17 protein-coding genes are annotated in these 24,548 nt (G+C 39.0%); 6 read left to right on the top strand and 11 right to left on the bottom strand.

The features are described 5' to 3' along the window. Positions 1-6: 6 nt before the first annotated feature. Positions 7-2,859 carry a hypothetical protein gene (locus tag R3E32_12155; GenBank protein ID MEZ4885475.1) on the bottom strand — a complete coding sequence of 951 codons (2,853 nt, stop codon included), beginning with the start codon at positions 2,857-2,859 and terminating at the stop codon, positions 7-9. Positions 2,860-4,554: 1,695 nt separating this feature from the next. Beyond that, positions 4,555-6,009 (bottom strand): patatin-like phospholipase family protein, encoded by a 1,455-nt coding sequence (locus tag R3E32_12150; protein MEZ4885474.1) that lies wholly within the window; start codon positions 6,007-6,009, stop codon positions 4,555-4,557. Between the two features lie 105 nt (positions 6,010-6,114). On the opposite strand from R3E32_12150, the gene R3E32_12145 reads away from it, so the two are divergent. Further along, on the top strand, positions 6,115-6,966 hold the full coding sequence (locus R3E32_12145) for a glycerophosphodiester phosphodiesterase family protein (protein ID MEZ4885473.1): 852 nt from the start codon (positions 6,115-6,117) through the stop codon (positions 6,964-6,966). 2 nt (positions 6,967-6,968) lie between these two features. On the opposite strand, the gene mutS is transcribed toward R3E32_12145, so the two are convergent. Further along, the gene (gene mutS, locus R3E32_12140) at positions 6,969-9,617 is read right to left on the bottom strand and encodes a DNA mismatch repair protein MutS (GenBank protein MEZ4885472.1); all 2,649 of its coding nucleotides are present in this window, start codon (positions 9,615-9,617) and stop codon (positions 6,969-6,971) included. A gap of 492 nt (positions 9,618-10,109) precedes the next feature. Next, complete coding sequence (ggt, locus tag R3E32_12135; protein MEZ4885471.1) at positions 10,110-11,723, bottom strand: gamma-glutamyltransferase; 1,614 nt, start codon at positions 11,721-11,723, stop codon at positions 10,110-10,112. Between the two features lie 328 nt (positions 11,724-12,051). On the opposite strand from ggt, the gene R3E32_12130 reads away from it, so the two are divergent. Together R3E32_12130 and R3E32_12125 are read left to right on the top strand one after the other, a co-directional pair. Continuing rightward, positions 12,052-13,614: a DUF3696 domain-containing protein gene (locus R3E32_12130; GenBank protein ID MEZ4885470.1), complete on the top strand. Its 1,563-nt coding sequence runs from the start codon at positions 12,052-12,054 to the stop codon at positions 13,612-13,614. A 9-nt stretch (positions 13,615-13,623) separates the two neighbouring features. Next, on the top strand, positions 13,624-14,709 hold the full coding sequence (locus tag R3E32_12125; protein MEZ4885469.1) for a hypothetical protein: 1,086 nt from the start codon (positions 13,624-13,626) through the stop codon (positions 14,707-14,709). A gap of 27 nt (positions 14,710-14,736) precedes the next feature. Here the strand turns inward: R3E32_12125 and R3E32_12120 are convergent, their stop codons facing one another. Continuing rightward, positions 14,737-15,606: an EamA family transporter gene (locus R3E32_12120; GenBank protein ID MEZ4885468.1), complete on the bottom strand. Its 870-nt coding sequence runs from the start codon at positions 15,604-15,606 to the stop codon at positions 14,737-14,739. A gap of 74 nt (positions 15,607-15,680) precedes the next feature. Between R3E32_12120 and yihA the strand changes: the two genes are divergently transcribed. Next, complete coding sequence (yihA, locus tag R3E32_12115; protein ID MEZ4885467.1) at positions 15,681-16,292, top strand: ribosome biogenesis GTP-binding protein YihA/YsxC; 612 nt, start codon at positions 15,681-15,683, stop codon at positions 16,290-16,292. On the opposite strand, the gene R3E32_12110 is transcribed toward yihA, so the two are convergent. Both R3E32_12110 and R3E32_12105 read right to left on the bottom strand, forming a co-directional pair. Beyond that, on the bottom strand, positions 16,281-16,910 hold the full coding sequence (locus R3E32_12110) for a TonB family protein (GenBank protein ID MEZ4885466.1): 630 nt from the start codon (positions 16,908-16,910) through the stop codon (positions 16,281-16,283). The genes yihA and R3E32_12110 overlap by 12 nt on opposite strands. A 166-nt stretch (positions 16,911-17,076) precedes the next feature. Further along, complete coding sequence (locus R3E32_12105; GenBank protein MEZ4885465.1) at positions 17,077-17,949, bottom strand: endonuclease/exonuclease/phosphatase family protein; 873 nt, start codon at positions 17,947-17,949, stop codon at positions 17,077-17,079. A 349-nt stretch (positions 17,950-18,298) separates the two neighbouring features. Between R3E32_12105 and R3E32_12100 the strand changes: the two genes are divergently transcribed. Further along, complete coding sequence (locus R3E32_12100; protein MEZ4885464.1) at positions 18,299-18,766, top strand: hypothetical protein; 468 nt, start codon at positions 18,299-18,301, stop codon at positions 18,764-18,766. Here R3E32_12100 and R3E32_12095 read toward each other — a convergent pair. From R3E32_12095 to R3E32_12085, 3 genes are read right to left on the bottom strand one after another with little or no spacing between them, the layout of a single operon-like run. After that, the gene (locus tag R3E32_12095) at positions 18,763-19,161 is read right to left on the bottom strand and encodes a VOC family protein (GenBank protein MEZ4885463.1); all 399 of its coding nucleotides are present in this window, start codon (positions 19,159-19,161) and stop codon (positions 18,763-18,765) included. The genes R3E32_12100 and R3E32_12095 overlap by 4 nt on opposite strands. Before the next feature lie 43 nt (positions 19,162-19,204). After that, a complete protein-coding gene (locus tag R3E32_12090; GenBank protein MEZ4885462.1) occupies positions 19,205-20,515 on the bottom strand; it encodes a M43 family zinc metalloprotease in 1,311 nt (436 codons plus the stop codon). A 15-nt stretch (positions 20,516-20,530) separates the two neighbouring features. Beyond that, positions 20,531-22,237: a hypothetical protein gene (locus tag R3E32_12085; GenBank protein MEZ4885461.1), complete on the bottom strand. Its 1,707-nt coding sequence runs from the start codon at positions 22,235-22,237 to the stop codon at positions 20,531-20,533. 170 nt (positions 22,238-22,407) lie between these two features. Between R3E32_12085 and R3E32_12080 the strand changes: the two genes are divergently transcribed. Further along, positions 22,408-24,009: a peptide chain release factor 3 gene (locus R3E32_12080; GenBank protein ID MEZ4885460.1), complete on the top strand. Its 1,602-nt coding sequence runs from the start codon at positions 22,408-22,410 to the stop codon at positions 24,007-24,009. Positions 24,010-24,121: 112 nt separating this feature from the next. On the opposite strand, the gene R3E32_12075 is transcribed toward R3E32_12080, so the two are convergent. Next, on the bottom strand, positions 24,122-24,469 hold the full coding sequence (locus R3E32_12075) for a hypothetical protein (GenBank protein ID MEZ4885459.1): 348 nt from the start codon (positions 24,467-24,469) through the stop codon (positions 24,122-24,124). Positions 24,470-24,548: the final 79 nt, after the last annotated feature.

Raw genomic sequence — 24,548 nt, 5'->3', positions numbered from 1 at the left:
TGAATTTTAAGAAACCCCAAACCCCTCGACTTCTTCCCCTGCCAAAGCCAACTTCGTCAATTGTTCAATCGCCCATTCTCTATCCTGTGTGTTTCGGCTTCGAGCCAATTCCATGAGTGTTTTTTTATCCAAATTTTTAGAATCCACCTCTTGTAGGCGAGATTTGACCAACTCCTTGACCTTACGCCCTTTGTTGCGGCTTCTCAACACCGAATTGTCGAAATATTGGACAAATTCTTCTTTTGCATCTTTCTTGTCTGCCAAAGTTTGCGCTACAAATTCTTGAATCCTTACATCCGTATGTTCTGCAAGCGAAGCCACTGCAATGTCGTTTTTCTTCAAATTTTCTTTGCGGGCTTCAAAGTATTCAATTCCATATCCACGAACCACACCTTGCGGACTGTCGCACAAAGCCAATACATATTCTACTTCATCTTTATCCCCCATCGGCACATTTTCAAAATACTGTTTGCCTTTGTGGAACGTTTCGGGAAGCCCAGCTTCCATCATTCGGAGCGCAAACGGAATCGTGATACCTACCTTATCGGCTTGTTCAAAACCCCATTTTCTGATTTTTGGGTCTTTGTGAATGACCGTTTTGAAGAGTGCATCCGAATTTGAAGTGAACAAATCCAAGTGTTGTTGAATCCATTCGTACAGCATTTTGGCAAATATTGGTTGGTGGTAATCCAACACGTCTATGTTGTTGGTTTTGAAGAACAATTGAAGCATTTCACTGTCTTCAATCGTGCGGTTTTGAAGCGTTGTCGTTGTTTCGTTGGGAATTGCAGCCAAAATTTGCGACCATATTGAAGGGTTTTTCTCCACGAATTTTACCAAATGAGAACGGATTGAAGTCCATTCCGTTGCTGCAACGGTTTTGATTAAATCCAATGCTGTATTTTGATTCAGCAAGTCAACTACATATTCAAAAATTGGTATCAAACGATTGATTAATTCGGGTTTGCCTTCAATAATTGTAGGCAATATATCAAAGAAAAGGTTTTTTACTTTTTCATTATCTGTATTCATCATCAATTCAATGAACTTCTTAGATGTATCTATATCAACGTTTTGAAGATTGACGGTAAGGAGTTCGGTGAATTTGGTTTCGTTGAGGCATTTGTTGACTAAAAATTTCCATGAAATATTTTTAACCCATTCATTGTCAGTTACCAAAGAATAAATGAAACTATAAGCAGATAGGTGGTTTTCTTGTACCCCGTTTTGAAGATTTAGAATTATCTGCTCCCTTTCGTTTTCCAATTCTGCAATGAATGGTAGCCAAGCCAAAAAATTGTGTCCTCTTGCATTTTCATAAAAAAGTGGTTTGAAAGCTTCTTTGAGTTTGGAAGGCGCATTTTTATAAATGAAAATAAAGGTTGGCTTGTACCAAAGTACCCAATTCAACTGATTTTTGGAGTGTTTCAACAACAAATCTACGCCGTATTGCGACTGTATGAAATGCTTCAAAGGGAGCGTGTTTTGGGAATTGTAGTAGTTTCGCCCCCAAAATCGCTGCGTGAAACGGGCTTGTTGATTCCATTTGCTCACCAAATGCCATCCAAAATCTGCAATGGAAAACAATTCGCTGTGTATGAAACCTTCTATCTCTGTCCACGTCAAGTTGTTGATGTTCATTTTGTGGATGAAAATGTCTTGCAAACGCTGACTAATACCCGTTTTTTCGGAAGGAATAGCGGTTAGCCAAACCAAAATATTGCCGCCTGTTACCTGGTCTGCGACTTCAAAAGCCAATTCGTGCAAACGTTCGTCTTCTGCTTCAAAAATGGCTTTGATGTGTTTGTTGATGATGGTAAATGACACATATTCTTTGAGTTGAAGCGTCAAATCCATCATATCCTTCAATCGGCGTTTGGAAACAGTTGTCTCCATTTTGCTAAAGAAAATATGAGCTATGTTTGCTGTAAAAGTTTGGTACCAATTGTGGGTGTCTTTGGGTTTCGATGATTGAGGTGATTGGTTGATTCCCAATGCAGAACGCACCAATTTTCCAAACCAAGAATTATTTGCAGCAGGGGTGTCGGTGTTGGATTGGCCTTCTATCATTTGTTTGATTTCTCCAAAAAATGTTTGTCGAATATTGGCGGGAGAATAAAAGTAGGTATTGGCTAAGAGTTGAGGGTCTTGCAGTTGCCCGTTTTTGAATTGTTGGTAGGCTTGTTTTGCAGCAATGACTTGAAGCCAAATCGAATCGGATTCAAAAAAGGTTTTTAGTTGGGTTTGACTCAAATCAGGAATTTCTACTCGATTTGCAGAAAGTGTTTTTGCAGCGAAGGCATAAACAACTGAATGCAAGTCTTTTTGCTGCAATAACTCCACTAAAAAATCTGGATTATCCGCCCAAATTTGAGGTGCGCCACTTTCGATTCTTGCAGTACTTTTTTTGTCTTCCAAAAATACGAAAGCTCCTCTGCCGTGGCGTTTTTGCTCGAATTGTTTGGATGTTCCAAAGAGAATTTTCATCATGACCCATTGATTAACAAGGTCAATTTCTTCTTTCTGGTTTTCGAGAAGGTGACTGCAAATGTCAAAATACAACTGTGAATTGTTCTTTGCAGCCGTTCGCAGAAACCGATTGACTCGGCGTTTCATATAGCCCAGAGTTGCTTTTGTAGGATATTTGTCCTTCAATTCTGAAAATTTAGCCTTGTCCAACTTGTTGATTAACAAGGTGAGCAATTCCACATTGGGATTGGCTTCTAATTGTTTGTAAAACCCCTTGATGACCTGCCAATGATTTTCGGCAAGCGGTGCGGCTTCCAAATAGGTCGCTGCTGCTTGGACTTCTTGGGTGGTTTTGGGAAATGTATGTAAAAGTTCTGTGTTTGCTTGCATGAGAACGATTTTTGATGTTTTTTATAAAAGCTCGCAAGCCAACCACTTGCGAGCCTGAAAAACCTAAAAATATAAAACGGTTATTTGCCACTAACCTGTTGAAATTATTGAATTGTTATATGACTGAATTGTGAAAAACAGTTTAACCATATAGCCATTCAGCCATAAAATTTCTGTTACTAAACTTGCTGAGGACTGACAGCAATACTGTAGGCGGCTGTAGCATTGGTAGGCCTTGGTTTACATAATTGGCGTGAGCCACGCTTATTCAGCGTAGAAAGTTGCAAACCAAGGCCTACCAATGTGGAAGACGCTGATTGTCGTTGGTGTTCAGTGAAGTATGTTGAACTTTACTGCTGCTAAGGCGAATCGCCTTAGGCGTTTTATTGATGCTAACAGAAACCATTTTATTGTGAAGTAAGATGTAAGAAACAAGAAGTAGGATTTTTCCTGCCTCTTACATCCTGCTTCTTGCTTCAATAAAAAGAAAGGTTTTGATTACTAAACTGGCTGAGGACTGGAGCCAATACTGTAGGCGGCTATCAGGTACTACGTACCTATTCGCAAGTGATGAAGTGGGCAACGTCTATTCAGCGTGTAAGAGGTTCTAATAGGTACGTAGTACCTTATAGACGCTGATTGTCGTTGGCTTTCGGTGAAGTATGGAAAGCTTTACTGTGACTGCGACGAATCATCGCAGTTTGTGATGCTAACAAAAACCTTCTTTACCTTAATAAAAATTAAAAATTTCGTTACTAACTTGCTGAGGACTGACAGCAATACTGTAGGCGGCTGGCACTATGGGGGCCGTATTTCTATTCTACCATAGTGGGCAACAGCCTATTCAGCGTGGAGGGGTGTCGAAATACGGCCCCCATAGTAGAAGACGCTGATTGTCGTTGGTGTTCAGTGAAGTATGTCAAACTTTACTGCTTACTACGGCGAAACACCGCAGCTTTTACAATGCTAACGAAATTATTTTTTGATTGATAAACAATCGGTTTATTCTAAAATCAAAGAACGAAACAAATTTACACTAAAAAATTAACTTTCAAAATTTCATTACTAAACTTGCTTAGGACTGACAGCAATGCTGTAGGCATCTGTAACACGGCTGCCTAAAATTTTAGGCTGAATTTTGTGTGCTATGTCATTCTCAGCGAACAACAGCCTAAAATTTAAGGCAGCCGAAGCGGAAGATGCTGATTGTCGTTGGTGTGTGGTGAAGTATGTCGAACTTTACCGTTTGCTGCGGTGAAACACCGAAGTTGATATGTTGCTAATGAAACTTAATACATGGGAAACTTTTGAAATTTCAAATTTAACCTACAAATTCAAGTTGAAAAATGTATGAATTTGCAGTGGGATTGTAATTTACTTCAATAGTGTAGGATGTAATATTTGCTAAAATTAATGGCATTTTTCATTGAAGTAAAGGAGGATGTTTTGAGTTGTGTATTTGTTGTGTCATTTTATTTGTTTTTTGTTGATTGATAGATGTTTAATTGTTGTTTGTAGTACCTTGCGGCTTTCATATAGTACAACCTTTTGAAGGGCTGATTAGTTCCATTTCAACTATTTTTTTTAGTATTTTTTTATTCTTTTTTAGCAATGACACATAAAAACATGGTTCTGTGAAGTTTACTATTGAAGCAAATGAAAAAGTTTTTTCTCACACCATCGAAGCATCCACTATTATTCCTCCTCCTCTTTATCTTCTGATTCTTTGCCCTTCAAAACGCCCAATATATTGTCCTTTTGCATCAACACAATTTTTTGACCTGCCAACAACAACAAATCCTGTTCATCTTGGGTAATTGTATATTTTGTGCCAACATTTGTCAGGAGTTCGTAGAGAATCTGCAAATCCTTTTTGGAAATGTTGTTCATGTTGGTTGTCAGTTGATAAATAAGGCGTTTTTGTTCTTTTTTTACGTCAATTTTTTCGGGAGGAAGCACTTCATTGTTGTCTAACAGCACATTGAAGCTAAGAAAAATGGGTTCAACTTCTACGACACTGCTTTCTGCAAAAACTTCGGGCTTCAAAGTAGCCGTTTTTGCACTCAAGCCACTGTAGGGTAATGTGGCAAAGACTTTGAACATATTTGTACCACTTTGCACTTTAGAAAAAGTTTTGGTCATGCCGTCATTGTTGGCATCAATGATGAGCATCACCTTTTTTTGAGCCACTTTGTCTTGCTTCAATATGTCCAATGCGGTTTGGTAGCCATAATTGTCTGCCAAACCGCCATCTACAATATGCAGGTACTTAAATTTGGGATTGTAGCGGCTAATCAAAGTAGTGTTTGAAATCAGCACAGGAAAGCTACCACTAGCCTTGATTCCTACCGATAACGGTACATCATAAGGGTCAATTGGATGAATTTTCTTCAATCGGTGGGTAACGCCATTGATTTGGTAGGTGTGTAAAATGTCGGGTGAAAAAGGAAAAATCGCCATTTTTCCCATAATTGCACCATTGGCAAACATCATCGGAAACAGGACCTTGTGGCTCGTATCGGTTTTGGCCACAAACAAATCGCCCAATGTAATGCTTCGCTGTGGCATTTCGCGCAAATTGGCATTTGTTTTATGCCTCTTGTAGCCTAATACCGTATTGTCAATCGTTCTTTCGAGAATGTCGCCATCATCTGCAAAGGTGAACCAGATTTTGGGGTTGAGGTAGTTCTTCAAAACTGAACCCATAAAAGAATGCTCCAAATCTTCTTTTATTCGTTGGTTTACATATTGATTCAATTCGTATTTTTTGTCATTTTTCGTGTAGTAATGTTCAAAAAGAGAATTGATGTATGCTCCTCCTGCAAATCCGCCACCTGACACAGTGGATAGGTAGTCTATTTCCTGCAAAACATTGTTGCCATTTTCCTGAATGATTTGCTCTAAACCCAACATGACTCCAATTCCAAAATTGGAGGCCCTCGAACCACCACCTGATATGGCCAAAGCTACTGCCAAATTGGGGTTTTGATTGGGGCGTTCTTGCACCGATTTGTATTTGTGTAATTTTATGGTCGGTGCTGTTTCTCCGTCTTTTATGAATATATCACGGTCGGGAACAATTTGTGAGCTGCAAGCGCTAAAAAGATAGATGTTTACAATAAGGGAAATTATTTGATAATATTTTTTCATGGTACATTGATTTATTTGAACAAAAATAACACTTTTAAATTACCATATTAATTATCAATTTTGCTCCATGATTAAGAACTTCAAAAAAATAAAAGCAAAACATATATGAATCAATTCACCTTTCAAAGTCATCGAGGGGCAAGGGGTTTGATGCCTGAAAATACGGTTCCTGCCTTTTTGAAGTCGTTGGAATATGGTGTAACCACCTTTGAGCTCGATGTTGTCATCAGCAATGATCAGCAAGTTGTTGTGTCACACGAAGGATGGTTTTCACACCTATATTGTTCTAAGCCGAATGGTGAACCTGTTTTGGAAACAGAAGAAAAGAGCCTCCGATTGTATGATATGACCTACAATCGGATTCGACAATACGACTGTGGACGGCGACAAAATCCAAAATTTCCGCAGCAGCAAACCTTCCCTGCTTACAAACCTTTGTTGAAGGAAGTCATTGAAGTATGTGACCAATATGTAGCACAACACCAACTGCCTAAAGTGTTTTACAACATTGAAGTGAAAACAGAAGGAGAAGAAGGAGATTTCATTTTTCAACCACCTCCTGCCGAATTTGCCCAATTGGTGTATGATTTAATCATTGCCACAAATATTGCAGGAAGAGTTTTGGTGCAGTCTTTTGATGTGCGAATCGTGCAAGCCTTCAAGCAAATCAATCCGAGTTTGCCACTTTCACTTTTGGTGGACAATGACAAAAGTTTGGAATGGAATCTACAGGAACTTGGTTTTTTACCCAATGTATATGCACCTTATTACAAAAAAATTACGCCTGAATTGTTGAAAAAAGTCCATCAAAAAGGTATTTTGTTGATTACATGGACGGTCAATGAATTGGCGGATATTCAGCGGTTGTTGGAAATGGGAGTGGATGCAGTGATTACCGATTATCCCAATTTGAAGCTGGAATTGGAGAAGGAAATGAAAGAATTAGGTAAAAAATAAAATCAATCTTCTTGCTCCAATGCTTGCTTCAACTCGTTCAACTTCAACAATGCTTCAATTGGTGTAAGCGTATTCACATCAATTTTTGACAACAAAGCCTCCACCTTTTGCATTTTGGGATTGTTTACCTCAAAAATGCTCAATTGATAGGGCGATGCTTCGGGCATTTGCTTCAATTGTGTACTGATTTGGTCAGAAGCCAAACCCTTGTCTTCCAATTGTGCCAGAATCTCGTTTGCCCGCTTCAAAATCTGCTTGGGCATTCCCGCCATTTGGGCAACGTGAATACCAAAACTCCGCAATGCGCCACCAGGCACCAACTTCCGCAAGAAAATCACCTTGTTGCCAATCTCTTTGGTCGAAATGTGGAAATTTTTGATGCGCTCGAATTTGTTGGAGAGTTCGGTCAGTTCGTGGTAGTGGGTTGCAAAAAGCGTTTTGGGTTGTGCTTTGGGATGGTTGTGAAGGTATTCTGCCAATGCCCAAGCAATTGAAATGCCATCGTAAGTGCTTGTTCCTCTTCCAATTTCGTCCAGCAAAATCAAGCTGCGTTCCGAAATGTTGTTCATAATGCTTGCCGTTTCGTTCATCTCTACCATGAAGGTCGACTCACCCGAACTGATATTGTCCGAAGCACCTACTCTTGTGAAAACTTTGTCGGTAATCCCCAATTTGGCAACCGCTGCGGGAACAAAACTGCCCATTTGCGCCATGATTACTATCAGCGCCGCCTGCCGCAACAAAGCCGATTTTCCCGCCATATTCGGCCCCGTAACGATGAGTAATTGATGACTATCGCTGTCCAAATAAATGTCGTTGGGTACGTATTCTTCTCCAATTTTCATTTGCTGCTCAATCACAGGATGCCGTCCTGCTTTGATGTCGAGGATGAGACTGTCGTTGATTTGGGGTTTGAAGTAGTTGTTTCGGATTGCAGCACGAGCGAAAGAAAGCAAACAATCCAATTGAGCAATCAAAGCAGCATTGAGTTGAATCGGGCGAATATAAGTGTTGAGGCTTGCCACCAATGCTTCAAACAATTGGCTTTCAATTTCCAATATTTTTTCTTCTGCCCCCAATATTTTTTCCTCGTATTCCTTCAATTCTTGGGTGATGTAGCGTTCAGAACTGACCAGCGTTTGCTTGCGAATCCATTCTTTTGGAACTTGGCTTTTGAAGCGGTTTCGGACTTCGAGGTAGTAGCCAAATACATTGTTGAAGCTGATTTTGAGTGAAGTAATGCCCGTATTTTCAATTTCCCGCTGTTGGATTTCCAATAGAAAATCTTTGCTGGTTTTGGTCAATCGCCTCAATTCGTCCAATTCTTCTGAAACGCCTTCTCGAATCACACTGCCTTTGTTGAGTGCCACAGGAGGTTCTTCAATGAGTTCCTTTTCGATTTTGCTGCGGATGATTTTGCAGGGATTGAGTTGTTCACCCATTCGGTTCAGAATCTCATTGGAGGCTTCCTCACACATTTTTTGAATCGGCTCAATCGCAAAGAGGGCCTTCTTCAATTGGGCAACTTGGCGAGGGGTGATTTTGCCCATCGGCACTTTGGCTATCAAGCGTTCGATGTCACCAATTTGCTGAATCTGCTGAATCATTTTATCCTTAAATTCCTCTTGCTGCATGAAATACTCGACCATGCTGTGCCGATTGCCGATGGCTCGTATGTCCTTCAATGGCAGTACAATCCACTTGCGGAGGAGGCGTGAACCCATTGGAGAAATGGTTTGGTCGAGCACTTTTATGAGAGGTGTACCACTATCATGAGGGTTTTCAAGTAGTTCGAGATTGCGGATGGTGAAACGGTCGAGCCACACGTATTTGTCTTGCTTCAATCGCCCCAATGCGGTGAAATGCTGCAAGTTGGCGTGTTCGGTCGTGCCGAGATAATGGATGATCGAACCTGCTGCCACATTGCCGATGTCCAATCCTTCTACGCCAAAACCTTTGAGGGTTTGGGTCTGAAAATGCCGCAGGAGCAATTCACGGGTAAAATCGGGCGCAAATACCCAATCTTCAAGTGGATAGGTGTAAAATTTATCACCGAAATATTCTTTGAAGTCCTCCAAATGGTTTTTGGAATAGATGACTTCGGAGGGTTGAAAACTTTGCAGTAGTTTGTCAATGTAATCTGCATTGCCCTGTGTCACCAAAAATTCGCCTGTCGATATGTCCGCAAAGGATAGTCCGATGGTGCGTTTGGAGAAGTGAACGGCTGCCAAGTAGTTGTTGGTCTTGTGGTTCAGTATTTTATCGCTGAGGGCTACGCCTGGTGTAACCAATTCAGTTACGCCTCTTTTCACCAAAGTTTTGGTCATTTTGGGGTCTTCCAACTGTTCACAGATGGCTGCTCGATAACCTGCTCTGACCAGCTTGGGGAGGTAGGTGTCGAGTGCGTGGTGCGGAAAACCTGCAAGTTCTATTTCGGAGGCAGCCCCGTTGTGGCGTTTGGTGAGGGTGATGCCGAGTACGGCTGCCGTAGTGACGGCATCGGGACCGAAGGTTTCATAAAAATCGCCGACTCGAAACAGCAATATCGCATCAGGGTATTTTTTCTTGATGGTATTGTATTGTTTCATCAAGGGCGTTTCTTTTGCGCCCGCTTTTTTTTTGCCGCTTGTTGTGTTTTTTGGTCTTGCCACAGGGGAATGAAAATTAAAATCTAAATGAAATAGAGGGGTAAAATTAGCCAAATAAGGGTATTTTATTAGGGTAATTCTTGTTTTTTAGTCAGTAAACACTGACACCTTGTGTTTTTTTTCCGATAAATCGGAATGTTCCATTGGCAAGACTTTGATTTTTAAACCACAAAAGCATCAAAAGGACACAAAAGACTTTTATGATTCCTTTTGTGTCCTTTGTGCCTTTTGTGGTTCAATTCCTGTAGGGTACTGACTGGGCCAGATTAGGGATAATAAACGCAGAATAAATCGTTCTAAAAAATTTGCAGCAAAATGTCTTGAATTGCAGTCAATAGGAGTGTAGCTTCGATAAGACCAACTTTGGTGACGAGGCTACGCCCCTTGAAAATAACTTCTTAGCTATCCTTTTTACAAATAGAGCTGCAGCGATGCTGCTGATTTTCGGTATTATTATTTTTATTGGTACAACAATTCAATCTATCTAAAGTTCCTTCAAAACCCCATAGCCGAATCATCCCCTCTTGTATAATCGGCCGCTCCCTCCAAAGTGCCGTCAGGTAAAACCAAAACGGCTTCCATTCGGCCCAAAGCAGGGCGGTACTCTATCTCATGCCCCAACTTCTTCAATCCTTCTACAACGGCATCATCCACTGCATTTTCCTCCAAAAGAACTACATCAGGAAGCCATTGAGAGTGTGTTTTTTTAGCATTCACAGCTTCTTGAATGTTCATGCCGTGGGCAATTACATTCATAATCGTTTGATAGACACAAGTGATAATCGTAGCACCGCCAGGCGTACCGACCACCATAAACAATTCACCATTCTTTTCGACAATAGTTGGGGTCATGCTGCTCAACATCCGTTTTTCGGGTTCGATTTTGTTCGCCTCCGCACCTATCAAACCAAACATATTTGGCTCACCAGGCTTTGCGCTGAAATCATCCATTTCGTTGTTCAAGAAAAAACCCGCCCCTTTCACCATCACCTTCGAGCCGTAATTGTCGTTGAGGGTTGTGGTAATAGATGCCGCATTGCCGTCTTTGTCGACAATCGAAAAATGCGTTGTTTCTACACTTTCAATCTTTCCGACTTTGCCTTCCTTGATGTCTTGAGAATCCGTTTTTTTGTCCATTTTGATGTCTGCAAAACGCTCTTTCAAATAGTCAGGGTTCAACAACTGCTGCATCGGAACTTTGTAGAAATCCATGTCACCCAGATACATAGATCGATCAGCATAAACCCGACGCTCCAATTCGGTCATAACATGAATGCTTTCGACTGTATTGTGTCCCATTGCAGTAAAGTCAAACATTTCGGAGCCTTCCAACAACTGCACCAAAGCGATTCCGCCACTTGAAGGAGGAGGCATAGAGATGATGCGGTAATCATCTTGGTAATTTTCCACCAAAGCATCCCGCCAAACTGCTTGATAGGCTTCCAAGTCTTCGTGTGTAATGATGCCATTGCCTGCTTTTATTTCTTCCACGAACAAATCCGCCGTTTCACCTTTGTAGAAACCATCCCGTCCACTGTTGCGAATACGGGCCAAAGTTGCCGCCAATTCGGGATGTTTCAAACTGTCCCCTTCTTGCCAACCGCCTTCCTTCCACGCATTGATTTGGAAGTGATTCAATTCTTTAAAATCCTCTTGGTATTGATTGAATTTGTCTGCTTCGTTTTTGCTCAATTTCACCCCATTGTGCGCCAATTCCACACTCGGATTCACCAAATCTGCAAAAGGCAATGAGCCCAGTTTTTCGTGCATTGCAACCATACCCGCTACTGTGCCAGGCACTCCAACCGCCAAATGACCTCGTTTGCTCAGGTCAGATATGTAATTGCCGAGTGAATCCAAATACATATTTGTTGTTGCAGCTTTTGGGGCTTTCTCCCGAAAATCCAAACTACCGACTGTTCCATCTGCTTTTCGATACACCAAAAAACCGCCTCCTCCAATGTTGCCCGCTCTCGGATAACAAACAGCCAAGGCAAACTGTACGGCTATTGCCGCATCAAAAGCATTGCCGCCTTTTTTTAATATTTCCAAGCCAATTGCAGAAGCATAGGGATTGGCGGTGACGACCATGCCGTTTTTGGCTAACACTCCTCTATTCGGTTTTTTTTCAACTATTGGAGTGGATTGACGACAAGCATTGGTGAAGAACAAAAATAGAATTAAACAGAAAAAGCAAAAAAATGAAGTTCGAAATGGAAGGTTTTTCATAAGGTGTAAAAATGTATTTGCATGATTGAACTATTCCTCAATTTTACAAAAAAGTAGCGAGAGTTTATAAAAACAATGGCAATTGAACTAATTTGACATCAATTGTTGTTGTAAGGGAAAGTAGTAAAAGTAGTGTTTGTTTGTGAGAAAAAATTGATAAACAAATGTTTTTTCCTAAATTTGTTTTTCTTCAATAACTTATTCCTTTATGGCTTATATAACAGGTATCACCCTTAAAAATTTTAGAGTTTTCAAAGATGCAACAGAGTTTGAATTTGCCCCTTTGACGATTTTGACAGGAGCGAATAATTCGGGTAAAAGTACCGTATTGAAGGCATTGTTGTTGTTGGCTGACAGCATGAAAAAGAATGGATTGGAGGAATTGGATTTTACAGGTGAGCATCATCATCTTGGAGGTTTGGAGTCGGTTTTGAATGAGAAAGAGGAGGATATAGTTTCGATTGTTAAGTTTATGCCTGAATATGAAAATTCGTTAGATTCATATACTGAAAAAATAACACAATTCATTATACACGATTTAAAACAAGAATACCCAGCAATTGACAACTATATGCACAGTAGATATGGTCTAACTGATTTGGACTATGCAAATTATGATAATGTGATTAATGCAATCGGTAATCAATACCTTTTATTTTCTTCTTTTCAATATAAGGATGGCAAAGTATTAGATTATTTTTTATACAATTTGCAAGATAATTTAGTTTTTAATGAAAATAAATTTAGTAGTGATTTAGGCATTTCATTAAAACGCACTCCATATCAAATAGAGGATTTGGAAAAGGCAATAAAAACTATTGAGCCAAAAAAGGTAAGACTTTTAAAGATTTTAAACGCAACAGAACAGTCTAAAAATCAAGGAATTAATAAATTAATTGGCGAAATATTCGCTTTAGTATTTAGTAGTATTGATATTAAAAATAGCAGCCCGTATCCTTGGGACATTGCCCACCATGAAATAGATATAGATACTGTAAAACTAAGAGGACAAAGTTATGACCATAGAATTATAGACTGGATAGAAAAAATCTTTAAAATCATCCTACAATCAGCCTTCCAATTAGAATACCTCCCTCCAATAAAAGCCAACACCCAAAGACTTTACACCTATCAATCACAAGGTACACTCTTCAATGACCTATTGGTACAATACACCAAAAATGGTGCATCAAAAGATGAAAAAAAAACAACTTTTATCTATAAATGGCTTGGAGAAGAAGGTTTTGGAATCGCTGATAAGGTGGAGTTTGTTCCTATAGGAACGTATGGAAATGCGGTTAAAATTTGGAAAAATGGAAAGGAATTGGAGTTGGCGGATTTGGGTTTTGGGATTACTGCTTTGTTGCCTTTACTGATGAAAATAGTGTTGTGCAAAACAAAACTATTGATGATTGAAGAACCCGAAAACAGCTTGCACCCCAATTTCCAAACCAAACTGGCAGACTTATTTATAGATGCACAGGAAACTTTTGGACTTCGATTTATCATTGAGACACACAGCGAATATCTCATCCGACGACTGCAAATACTGACCGCAGAAAAGAAAATCACACCAGACAATACTTCAATTTATTATTTCTACAATCCTGATGATGTTCCAAAAGGGAAAAAACAAGTTGAACGAATCAATATTGAAGAAGATGGGAGTTTGGACAATGATTTTGGAGAAGGATTCTTTGATATGGCTACTCAGATGCGGTTTGAATTGTTGAAATTGAAGAAAGAACTAAACGCTGTCAAAGCGAATTAATCCTAACTCATGGAACTCATTATCACCAAAGCTTTTTTAGAAAATTATTTTTTGGAGTATGATGCTAAAAGCGAGTACCATATTGATTGGGAAAGATTCTTGAAGCGTTTCAAATCCTTTGTATTGGTGACAGATATGGAAGAATTGGAGAACTTCGATGCCCTTTCACCTATAGAACTTGAAGATTTTATTTCAAGCACTCCCTTTTTAAGTTTGTTTTTTGACAATATTCACAACATTGTTTTTCAAAAAGAGCTATCAAGCCAACTTCAAACCAATGAGTTTTACCAAAAAGGCTCAATTTTCAAATTGTTTTTCACGACTATTGAATCCAATCAATGCCAAGAATTAAGCGAAAAATTTGGGTATATCTACCTCAATCCGAACAATTTAGTGTATGAATGGAAACTTTTTTACAATGCCAAAGAAGACACGCCTATTCCGATTACTTTAGACCCCAAAGCCAATCCCAAATTTGATTCTTGGGAAAAAATAAAGTTGTTTCAACATCCTATCAGGTCAATGCTCATTTTTGATAAATATTTGTTATCAGATAAAAGCACTGGACCGATTGACAAAAACCTGTTTCCTCTGCTCTTGAATTTACTTCAAGATTTCCCTCTTTTTGAAGAACTTGATTTAACCATTTTATGTGAGCTAAAATTCAACAAGGAATCTGAACGAGCCGAAAAAACGAAAACTTTAAACAAACGAATCCAACGCTTTTTTAGAAAAAACTTTGTTCATTTAAACGTAAACGTCACGCTTATTCATTATGATGAAGGGATTCGCAGTAGATATTCTGAAAAAGAACACGATAGAGGCTTATATACCAATTACTTTTTCATCAAAGTCGGAGCAGGGTTTAATGTTTTTGACAAATACAATAAAATACTCAATGCCAGTGATATGGATGTCTTGTTTCTCTTTTCTAAAACTGGTAGAAATGTAGGTTTTAGAGGTTTGAGGAATTTCAAGCAATACATCAACAAGTTGGAATCTCTTGTGACTGATAACCCAAGTAAAGCAGAGTATATACATCCTAAAGATGCGAAGGAAAACAAGTTGTTAAACGATTACAGCTTAGATATTTGAGTCTTTATTACAGACTTTACCATTATCTCAAAAAGCAATCAATAAAATCGCCACCACCGCACAAACTACCCCCAATATATTCATTTTTGTCAATTTTTCACGAAACAAAACAAAAGCCGTCAAACTTGCCAAAAGAACAATCCCGATATTGTTCAACGGAAACACCCTCGAACTCTCCATGCCTGTACTGTGCAAAGCCATGATTAGGAAGTAAATACTGCCATAATTGGGAATCCCCAAAACGATTCCTCCGAGAATGTTTCGCCCAACGAGTTTTTTTTGTTGAGTAAATCGCTGAATAACAATAAAAAATAAACCAATCGCTGCTGCTGTGGTAAAGATAAACATCGAAAAAGCGTTGGCACTGTTTTCCTGCAAATAATGCACTTGCACGTAGTTGATGACTGTTTCGATGAATCCACCCGCCAAAAACACAGACAAAGGCAGAAGAACATAGGCATAGTTATTACGTGCTTTGGATTTCAGCGTGTTCGCATCATTTGAAGGGATGATGCCCTCCAATGAAAATTCTTGTTTATCTTTGTGTGCTGTTAGAAAAATGGCAGCAATTGCCAACAGGATTCCTACAATTTTGGGAAGTGTGACCACATCACCGTACATGAAAAAAGCTACTGTCATGGGAATTACCATCGTTGTTTTGTTGGCAATCGTAGCCACGGTCACGCCATTTTGCTGAGTCGTTAGGGCAATCAATTGGAAAGTGCTGATGAACACAAAACCCAGCATGACGGCAAAAGGAAACCACGGTTGTTGCCAAAAACTACTGCCGAGAATATTGCTTTCTACGGTCAGCAATCCAACTGCAAAACAGGTAAGATAGTTGAAGACGATTGCTTGAAAGTTGTCGATGCGATAGACTTCAAATACCTTGAACATCAGCATGACAATGGTGGAACAGCAAATAGATAGCAACAAAAATATCATATAAGAAATTCAAATTAAAACGAAAAATGCTCATTAAATCAGCGGAATACCTAGCAAGTTCTGTCAGTGTGTCCAAATGTCCTGAACCTACCTTGCCAGAATATGCTTTTATTGGTCGCTCCAATGTCGGTAAATCTTCGTTAATAAACATGCTTACGGAGCGAAATAAGTTGGCGAAAGTATCGAATACTCCCGGCAAAACCCAAACTATCAATCATTTTATCATCAATGATGAATGGTATTTGGTGGATTTACCCGGCTATGGTTATGCCAAAATATCCAAAGTACAGCGAAAAAAATGGGAGCAATTTATTCGGAATTACCTTCAAAAACGTATGAACCTTCAATGTGTATTTTTGCTGATAGACAGCCGCATTCCTCCACAACCCATTGACCTTGAATTTGCCAATTGGTTGGGGGAGATGATGATTCCATTTGTGATTGTGTTCACCAAAACGGATGATCGAAAGTACAAACCAGAAAATGTGGAGGTATTTAGAGCGCAATTTTTGGAAACATGGGAGGAAATGCCGCAACATTTTTTGACTTCCGCCAGAAAAAAAACAGGCAGGGAAGACGTTTTGGGTTTTATTGAGGAGGTGAATGGGAGGTTTGAAGCAGAGAAGTTATTGAAGTGAGAAGCGTATTGTGTACGGCAATAATTCAGATTCTTTGATGCATTTATTGGGAAAGTATTTAGCAATCAATTGTATAGTTTTTTTGGCGCAGTCAATGGCCGATTTATCAAAGTCATCGCCAGGTGATTTAAAGATTTTAATATCTTGCAGAATACAATTATCATCAAAGATGAAATCAAGTTCTACAACTCCTTCAATTCCGTTTTCTCTTGCTATTGGAGGATATGCACAAGGTACATATATCAATGGATCTAAGGCTTTATTATTTTCATAATCAAACTTTTTAATAACCTGACCTCTTTCTATGTATTTTTTCCATATACCTGTTTTTTGACCAGATTTGTAAAATTGAACCTCCTCCAACCTTCCTGTTGAGTCATATACAAGCCACTCTCCCTCTTTTTGATTGTTCGAGTACAGTCCTTCTTCTTTTTGTTTTCCGCTGAGATAGTAAGATTTATATTCGCCATGTTTTATTTCTTTACTTTTTTTCAAAACATAGTATTCTGCCTTGATACTTTTTGTTTTTCCAAAATAGATTTGTGTTAATTTTGTAGTCTGAGAGAATGAACTATTTGACAAACAAAATATTAGGGCAAATAGAGTAAATTTATACATAGCAAAATGATTTTGGTTTGGTAGTTCAAAAGTATAAAATCTATCCCCAAATTTGAAGGTTGTTTACTAAGTGTGTAGGTAATTGTAGTAAGTGAGGTTGTTTTAAGAATAACTGTATGGAATGTAAGTATAATCGTGTTAAAGAAACTGATAACCAATCACAAATTCACTTCCACTCCATCGTCGCCATCACAGGAAAATGGTCAGAAGGAAATTTACCTTCCCAATCGTCTATGATTACCGTGTGTTTGAGTACACGCATAGTTTGGTCATCTGAAAGAAAAATGTAGTCAATCGTACGGTATTGATCCATTACTTCACTTCCAAAATTGTGAAACGTAAAAATAGAACCCCTTTGAAGATCTATGGAAAGATGGTGCGTATCTTTCAAGTTGGTAGCCAGTTTTTTGTAGGGTTTGGTATGAGGTAAGGCGTTGAAGTCACCAAGAACAATCGCAAAAGTACCTTGGGTGATATTTGACATATATTTAAGCAACAAATCGGCACTTTTTCGACGGGCTTTTTTACTAAAATGGTCAAAATGTGTATTGAAAACAAAAAAGGTTTTCCCGTTTTGTTTGTCCTTCAATTTCGCCCATGTCACCATTCTGCGAAGTGCCCTCCAAGATTTACTACCCACTTTCTCTGGCGTTTTGGAGAGCCAAAAATTATTATAATCCAAAAGATCAAATTGCTCTTTCTTATATAAAATAGGTACATACTCTCCTTGTATTTTACCATCATCTCTCCCCACACCAACCCAATCATATTGCGGCAATCGTTCTGCAATATACGTTAATTGGTGATGCAATGCTTCCTGTAAACCAACAATATCTGCATCGTATTTGTCCAATAATTCTCCAGTCCAACCCTTACGAACTTCCCAAGGATTGAGTGTATCCATTGTATTGTCGTAGCGAATATTGAAGGTCATTGCCTTCATCGGTATCTGAGCATACAAATTCTCCGTCATGTGATGTTCATTCAGAAAAATGGAAAAAGCAAATAATAACAAAAAGGTTTTTTTAGGTAGTTTCATATGTGTTTGTATTAGACACTAAGGTTAGACTATCAAAAACACAAAATGTTCATAATGTTTTCGGTAAGCAGCTGTTTTTGAATATTTCTTGATTCGGGAAGTACCAAAAAAATAAAGATTAGAAATATTAGGCACTAAAACCAACAAATCTATGCAATCTGCGTACCATTACTATGAATAAAGAGTTTGAATAGAGGTGCTTTATTGCCACTTTTTTCGTAATTTTGGCTTCATATTTGATTCTACTTATTCAATCAAACAACACTATTCATTCATAAGCCCCAAACAAATTATTATCGACAAAATAATTACTTTTTTCTATTTACAATCAATCTTTTAGACATACATTATGTTTGGTGACGTAATTCCTATTGTAATTGTGCTTCTTTGGTCAAGCACCAAATTTGTAATCGCTTATTGCTTTGTTTTTTACTACAATTTTCCTTTCCTAACCTCCATATTACTTACTATAAGTGGAGGAATGATAGGCGTTTGGATGTTCAGTGTTTTGTACAAAACATTTTCGACATGGAGGCAAAGGACTTTTCCTCCTAAGAATAAAAAGAAAGCCTTCACCATGAACCGCAAAAATCGCTTATTGGTCCGCATCAAAAACAGTTACGGTTTGGCAGGCATCGCTTTCCTTACTCCTGTCTTTTTGACAGTTCCCGTAGGTACAATGGTCGCCAATGCATTCTACAAAAACACCAGCAAAGTATATGCATATATGTTTGTTGCTTTCTCCTTTTGGTCGGTTTTGTTTGCAGGCACATACCACTACTTAGGCATAGACTTCAGCCAATTGCTTCCTTTTTAATATTCCCAAATCCCAGGCATCGCTATTTCCACAGCATGATTGTCGGGATCTCTAAAGTAAAAAGATTTCACCCCTTGTCGCCAAACTACCTCTTGTTCGATAACAATACCCAAACCTGCAATTTTCTCTTTCCACGCCTCATACTGTTCTGCCACTACTTCAAAAGCAAAATGTAAATTGCCAGAACCATAATGAGGAGGCAATGCTGTTTTCTGACGGGCATCATCAGGATTGAAGCACAACAAAACAGAACTGCCTGCTCTGAAAAAGACGTGTCTATCAGGTACGAAGCTAATCAAGGGCAAACCCAGTTTTTCGTGGTAAAAAACCTTCGTTTGCTCCAAATTTGCCACATAAAGGCAAGTTTCTTTTATACTCGAAATCGTTAGTAGCATAAGCAAGAAATGAAAATTAATGCAATAATCAGATTAACAATGGTCAAAAAATAAATCCCCTTTTTAGACTTTTTTCCACCTTTGAAGGGGACAATACTTCAACAATTCCTCTTATTTTTCCTTGTTTTTCTACTTCAATTCCTTGCCATTTTTCTCCACAACGGTTGGTAATCGTTGCGCCATCCAATAGCAACTTACCGCCAATTTTTACCGATATTTTGGCACATTGTGGAAGGGATAGCAAACATTGAAGGGTCAAGCTCGCATCCTTTTCAACCACAATATCCCCCTCCAAATCTTTGGCACTTTTCCAAATTATATGCTCACCCGTTTGGATACGAATCGTAGCTTCGGGTTTGTAAGTACACCAAGTCTGCACCAACATTTTACGTTGAATCGCATTTTCATCCGAGAGCTTGTAATGCACCTTTCCGATTTGACAAGGAGTAATTGCAGACCGCCAAGCATTGTAGTCCATCATGTTGTTCGACACCTTGTTCATATCATCACAAAGCGTTTTATTGCGGTCAATGTTCCAGCAATTGGCATTGAGGGGTGTATCATCACAGCCATCATTCGTTTGCCACGTATGCGCCAAACCCAAAGAATGACCAATCTCATGGTTGAAAACACCCGAAAAATTATCAGCAACTGCCCTAATCGACATCTTTGGATTGTCATGATGCACCATGTATGCACCAATCACTTTCACCCAAGTTGGGAAACCTATCCCATCTCCAGAAGCCTTGTAGGTAGGTGATTTGATGCTATCAGGATGGTGTTCTAAGAAAAAAATATTGATAACCTCTTCTTTCCGAATTCCAAATTGTTTGTATTGTTCTTTTGAATAATTGCTATGTTTTCCTCCTTTTTTGTTGGACTCAAACAGTTCATCATCTTGGTGAAAATAAATACCATCGTCCGTTTCATCCCCTTCAATTCCCGATAAAATGTACTGATATTGAGCAGGTAATATAGGCGTATTGTTGTCAATAGGTAGGTTCATTTTTGCGTTTTTGAGTAGTTTTTCATTGGAAATCTCCACAATGTCTTTGGCAAATTGTCGCCCCTCGTCTTCCGAAAAGTTGACGTTTCCTGCCAAGTTGTTCACAAAATGGATGTTGATGCGTATCCATCGCATCGGTGTATGGTTGAGGTGCCCCAAATCAGGGGCATAATTCAAATATTCATTGCAGATTTTCCTTTTTGGACTTGTGGGCAGAGTATTTTCTCCAACTTTGCTGCCTACTATCACCTCTTTTCCTGTAATAAACACATTTGATATTTTTTTTGAAGAAGAACAGGCATAAAGGCTGATGATAAGTAGCAAAGAAATAGAAATAGATTTATACATATTTTTATTCTTGTTTTAATTTTGATTCGCCATAATTGCATAAGGTACTTCATACAAAACCACCCCATTTTCTTCAAAAACTTTTTTGAAAGAATCGGGAATCTGTTGAATATAAGGAGGTAAATCTTCCCATTTCACACCACTTTGATAGCGTGTCAAACCATTTGTCAGTACAAAAATATTTGCAGTAGAATCAATATCAGAAGGTTGAAAATCTTTGTAGTTCACAAATCGGGTGTTGGCATTTTCCTCAAATTGCAGGTAATAATTGCCGTAGTTGCTCTGGACGGTGTTGGTGATGACCAAATTCTTGTCCGAAGTATCTTTAAAACGCTTGTAAATCAATTCTTTTTGGGTTTCATAATCGACTTCCCCAGCATATTGTATTGACTGTATGGGCTGCAAAAAGAGCATTGCGATGAAAGCAATTGTCAAAAAACGACCGATTTGGGCAGAAGAAATAATGGGTAAAAAGTAGCGAATCAACACCAATATGGCAAAAGGCAAATAAGTATAGTAGTAGTTTTCATACACTCCATAATAAGTCAAAAAGGCAAAAGAAAGGGTCAGGATAAGTACCCAATGGCGTTTTTTTCGCTCTTCAAAATATTGATACACAATAGGCGCAGCTACAATGGCAAACAAAGGCGAAAGGTATAAAAAATGGCGAAAATCTGGACACATTGGCACATAAGAAGTCGGTGAAGTAGTCATAAAATAGGAGGACAAAAACGCCAAAAGTGATACACTGCAAAAAAAGGAATAAGCATCAGGCGTATGCAGTAGTTTTTTGAATGGGGTAGAGAATATAGCTACCATAAAAAACAGGATGGAGACACTGCTAAAGCGTATCAAAACAAACAACAACTCATAAGTGATGCGCTTGAAAAGAACCTCAAAAGGCAATTGGTCGTAGCTGCAAGGATTGAAGTAACTATTGGCGGCAATGGCTTCAAAACGATGCAAAAAACTATGGGTTTGTAGGTAAACCAAACCAAAATAAAGTACCAAAATTCCGAAACCTATTGCAGCACTGTATATCCAAAACTGTACGTTTTTTCGCTGCCAAATATCCAATAAAAAAAGCACTCCAAATACGGGTAAAAAGAAAATGATGGTTTCTTTGGCGAGAAAACCAATGAACAACATCACTGCAAAAAGCAAGGAATGTCGAAAAGAAGCCGTTGAAGGACTGATGTATTTTTGGTGAAAAAGTATAACTATGGCTGCAAAGGCTGCAAAAGCAACGTAAATATCTGTCATGATTTTGTCGGCATAAAACAATGTGCCGTAACTCAATATGTACAACGCTGTAGCAAGAATGGATAGAAGCGTAATCGTTTGCCGAGAGATATTTGCGCCCAGTTTCCCATCCCAAATTTTCGGAAATTGGCAGATATACCACATCAATCCCATCGTGAAAAAAGTACACAGCCAAGCGGGAATCGCAGAACTTATGTCATTCACCCCAAATAGTTTGTAGCTAATGGCAGTCGGCACCAACAATGCCCAACGATAGCTAAAATGGTCGCCATTCTGCAAACTGAACCTACCATCTGCCATTTGTTTGGCCAACTCAGCATAGCGCATATCATCGTAGCCATAATGACCAAAATAACCTACTGCATGGTAAACCAACACATATGCCATCATCGCCAGCACAAACCAAAACGAAGGTGTATGGAAGTAAGTAGGCGGTCGTTTTATTGAAGGAAAGGTCATGTAAGCAGCTTGAATTTGGATTGGCAAAATACAATTCTTTGAAAAACTTTGAAGCCTGCAATAGGCATAAATTGTTGATTGTTCTCAAAAAGGTATTTTCAAAGGGTAAAATAAAAGGCTACCTTTGCAGCCGTTTTTTAATATCCAATATCAATATCGAGTATTCAAACATGAGTTTAAAAGCTGAAATCAACAAACGCCGAACCTTTGCCATCATTAGTCACCCAGATGCTGGAAAGACGACCTTGACCGAAAAATTGCTGCTTTTTGGGGGGGCGATACAAGTCGCTGGGGCTGTGAAATCGAACAAAATCAAAAAAAGTGCGACTTCTGACTTTATGGAAATCGAACGCCAAAGGGGAATTTCGGTGGCGACTTCGGTGATGGCCTTTGAATACGAAGACAAGTTAATCAACATCTTGGATACGCCTGGTCACAAAGACTTTGCGGAGGATACTTACCGCACATTGACGGCTGTGGACAGTGTTATTTTGGTGATTGACTGTGTGAAAGGTGTTGAGCAACAAACCGAAAGGTTGATGGAGGTATGTAGAATGAGGAAAACACCCGTCATTGTTTTTATCAATAAAATGGATAGGGTAGGTAAAGACCCGTATGATTTACTGGATGAATTGGAGGATAAACTCAGTATTCATGTGCATCCCATGAGTTGGCCCATCAATATGGGAACGGACTTCAAAGGGGTTTATAAACTGGATGACAAGAGTTTGCGTTTGTTTCGGGGCGGCACACAAAAATTGGTGGAGGAAGAGGATACTGTGGCTATTGAAGATTTGAACGATGCCATTTTGGAGAAAATAGTCGGTACTCGGGATGCCGAACAGTTGCGAGAAGATGTAGAATTGATTGAAGGGGTATATGGAGATTTGGATATTGAGGCCTACCGAAAAGCAGACGTTGCCCCTGTGTTTTTTGGAAGTGCAGTGAATAATTTTGGAGTGAAAGAGTTGTTAAATACCTTTATACGCATTGCGCCATCTCCTCAACCGAGACCAACGACGGTGAGAGAAGTGAAGGCTTCTGAAAAGAAATTCAGTGGATTTGTGTTTAAGATCCACGCCAATATTGACCCCCGACACCGTGATCGCATTGCGTTTTTGCGGGTATGTTCAGGCATTTTTGAGCGCAATACTTTTTACAAAAACGTGCGCTTGGACAAAAAAATGCGCTTTAGCAATCCGACGAGTTTTATGGCGCAGAAAAAAAGCACGATTGACGAGGCTTATCCAGGGGATGTAGTGGGTTTGTACGATTCGGGCAACTTCAAAATTGGGGACACTTTGACCGAAGGCGAGGAGTTTATGTTCAAAGGGATTCCGAGCTTTTCACCCGAAATTTTTAAGGAGTTGGTCAACATGAATCCTATGAAAACGAAACAGTTGTATAAAGGTGTTAAGCAATTGACCGAGGAGGGCGTAGCACAGTTGTTTAAAACCGTGACAACGAATCGGCGGGTCATTGGTACGGTAGGAGAGCTGCAATTTGATGTGATTAAATACCGCCTCGAACATGAATACGGTGCATCTTGTGATTTTCACCCCATTACACTCTACAAAGCTTGTTGGGTTACTTCAAAAGACAAAGATAAACTGGCAGAATTTGCCAAACGAAAGGAAAACTACATGGCTGTGGACAAAGACAAAAATTTGGTCTATTTGGCTCAATCTCAATGGATGCTCGAAACCGAACAAAAGAACTACCCCGATATTAGTTTTCATTTTACATCGGAGTTTAAGACGGAGGAGGTTTAGTAGTGTTGTGTCAACATTGAATTGATAGATTGCCTGTTCAAGCATAGAGACTTGAAGGTGCGAAATTTACCTATCAATTCAAATTTGACTGAACAGTAATTTTTTATTTGTCTTATTCAGTTAACGAATTGAGCAAACGTTCGACATGAAGATAAATATTTTCGTCTGAATAAGGATAATCTATCCCCGGTTGTGTAATCAATATATTGTTGGCAGATGATAGAATCCGTTCTCTTTGCTCATTCGTATATCTACCTCCAATCAAAATAAGGTCAAAGGAATTATTTTCCTTTCTTTGTAACACGTCAAGTCCCTCTTCTTCACTAAACACACCCGTAATATTAAGATTTTCTATTTGTGATAAATAAGTTTTGACATTGTACATTCGTGAAGGATTTCCTCCGAAAATTAACATATTTCGAGGCTTTGAAGACTGTTCTGAATTTTGCATATTTTTCATGTTTCCTGAATTTTGGAATTTACTGCTCAACCACTTTCCTTACAATAAAATTTACTATTGGAATTACAACGATGACAGT

This window comes from Chitinophagales bacterium, from assembly GCA_041392475.1.
GTDB lineage: Bacteria > Bacteroidota > Bacteroidia > Chitinophagales > UBA2359 > JAUHXA01.
The sequence above is the reverse complement of the archived record's forward strand: the minus strand, read 5'-3'. Positions and strand labels throughout refer to the sequence as shown.

Excerpts from the sequence above, each read along its gene's own strand:
- R3E32_12155 (MEZ4885475.1), bottom strand. The coding sequence starts at position 2,859 with ATGCAAGCAAACACAGAACTTTTACATACATTTCCCAAAACCACCCAA.
- R3E32_12150 (MEZ4885474.1), bottom strand. The coding sequence starts at position 6,009 with ATGAAAAAATATTATCAAATAATTTCCCTTATTGTAAACATCTATCTT.
- R3E32_12145 (MEZ4885473.1), top strand. The coding sequence starts at position 6,115 with ATGAATCAATTCACCTTTCAAAGTCATCGAGGGGCAAGGGGTTTGATG.
- R3E32_12130 (MEZ4885470.1), top strand. The coding sequence starts at position 12,052 with ATGGCTTATATAACAGGTATCACCCTTAAAAATTTTAGAGTTTTCAAA.
- R3E32_12125 (MEZ4885469.1), top strand. The coding sequence starts at position 13,624 with ATGGAACTCATTATCACCAAAGCTTTTTTAGAAAATTATTTTTTGGAG.
- R3E32_12120 (MEZ4885468.1), bottom strand. The coding sequence starts at position 15,606 with ATGTTCAAGGTATTTGAAGTCTATCGCATCGACAACTTTCAAGCAATC.
- yihA (MEZ4885467.1), top strand. The coding sequence starts at position 15,681 with ATGCTCATTAAATCAGCGGAATACCTAGCAAGTTCTGTCAGTGTGTCC.
- R3E32_12110 (MEZ4885466.1), bottom strand. The coding sequence starts at position 16,910 with ATGTATAAATTTACTCTATTTGCCCTAATATTTTGTTTGTCAAATAGT.
- R3E32_12105 (MEZ4885465.1), bottom strand. The coding sequence starts at position 17,949 with ATGAAACTACCTAAAAAAACCTTTTTGTTATTATTTGCTTTTTCCATT.
- R3E32_12100 (MEZ4885464.1), top strand. The coding sequence starts at position 18,299 with ATGTTTGGTGACGTAATTCCTATTGTAATTGTGCTTCTTTGGTCAAGC.
- R3E32_12095 (MEZ4885463.1), bottom strand. The coding sequence starts at position 19,161 with ATGCTACTAACGATTTCGAGTATAAAAGAAACTTGCCTTTATGTGGCA.
- R3E32_12090 (MEZ4885462.1), bottom strand. The coding sequence starts at position 20,515 with ATGTATAAATCTATTTCTATTTCTTTGCTACTTATCATCAGCCTTTAT.
- R3E32_12085 (MEZ4885461.1), bottom strand. The coding sequence starts at position 22,237 with ATGACCTTTCCTTCAATAAAACGACCGCCTACTTACTTCCATACACCT.
- R3E32_12080 (MEZ4885460.1), top strand. The coding sequence starts at position 22,408 with ATGAGTTTAAAAGCTGAAATCAACAAACGCCGAACCTTTGCCATCATT.
- R3E32_12075 (MEZ4885459.1), bottom strand. The coding sequence starts at position 24,469 with ATGAAAAATATGCAAAATTCAGAACAGTCTTCAAAGCCTCGAAATATG.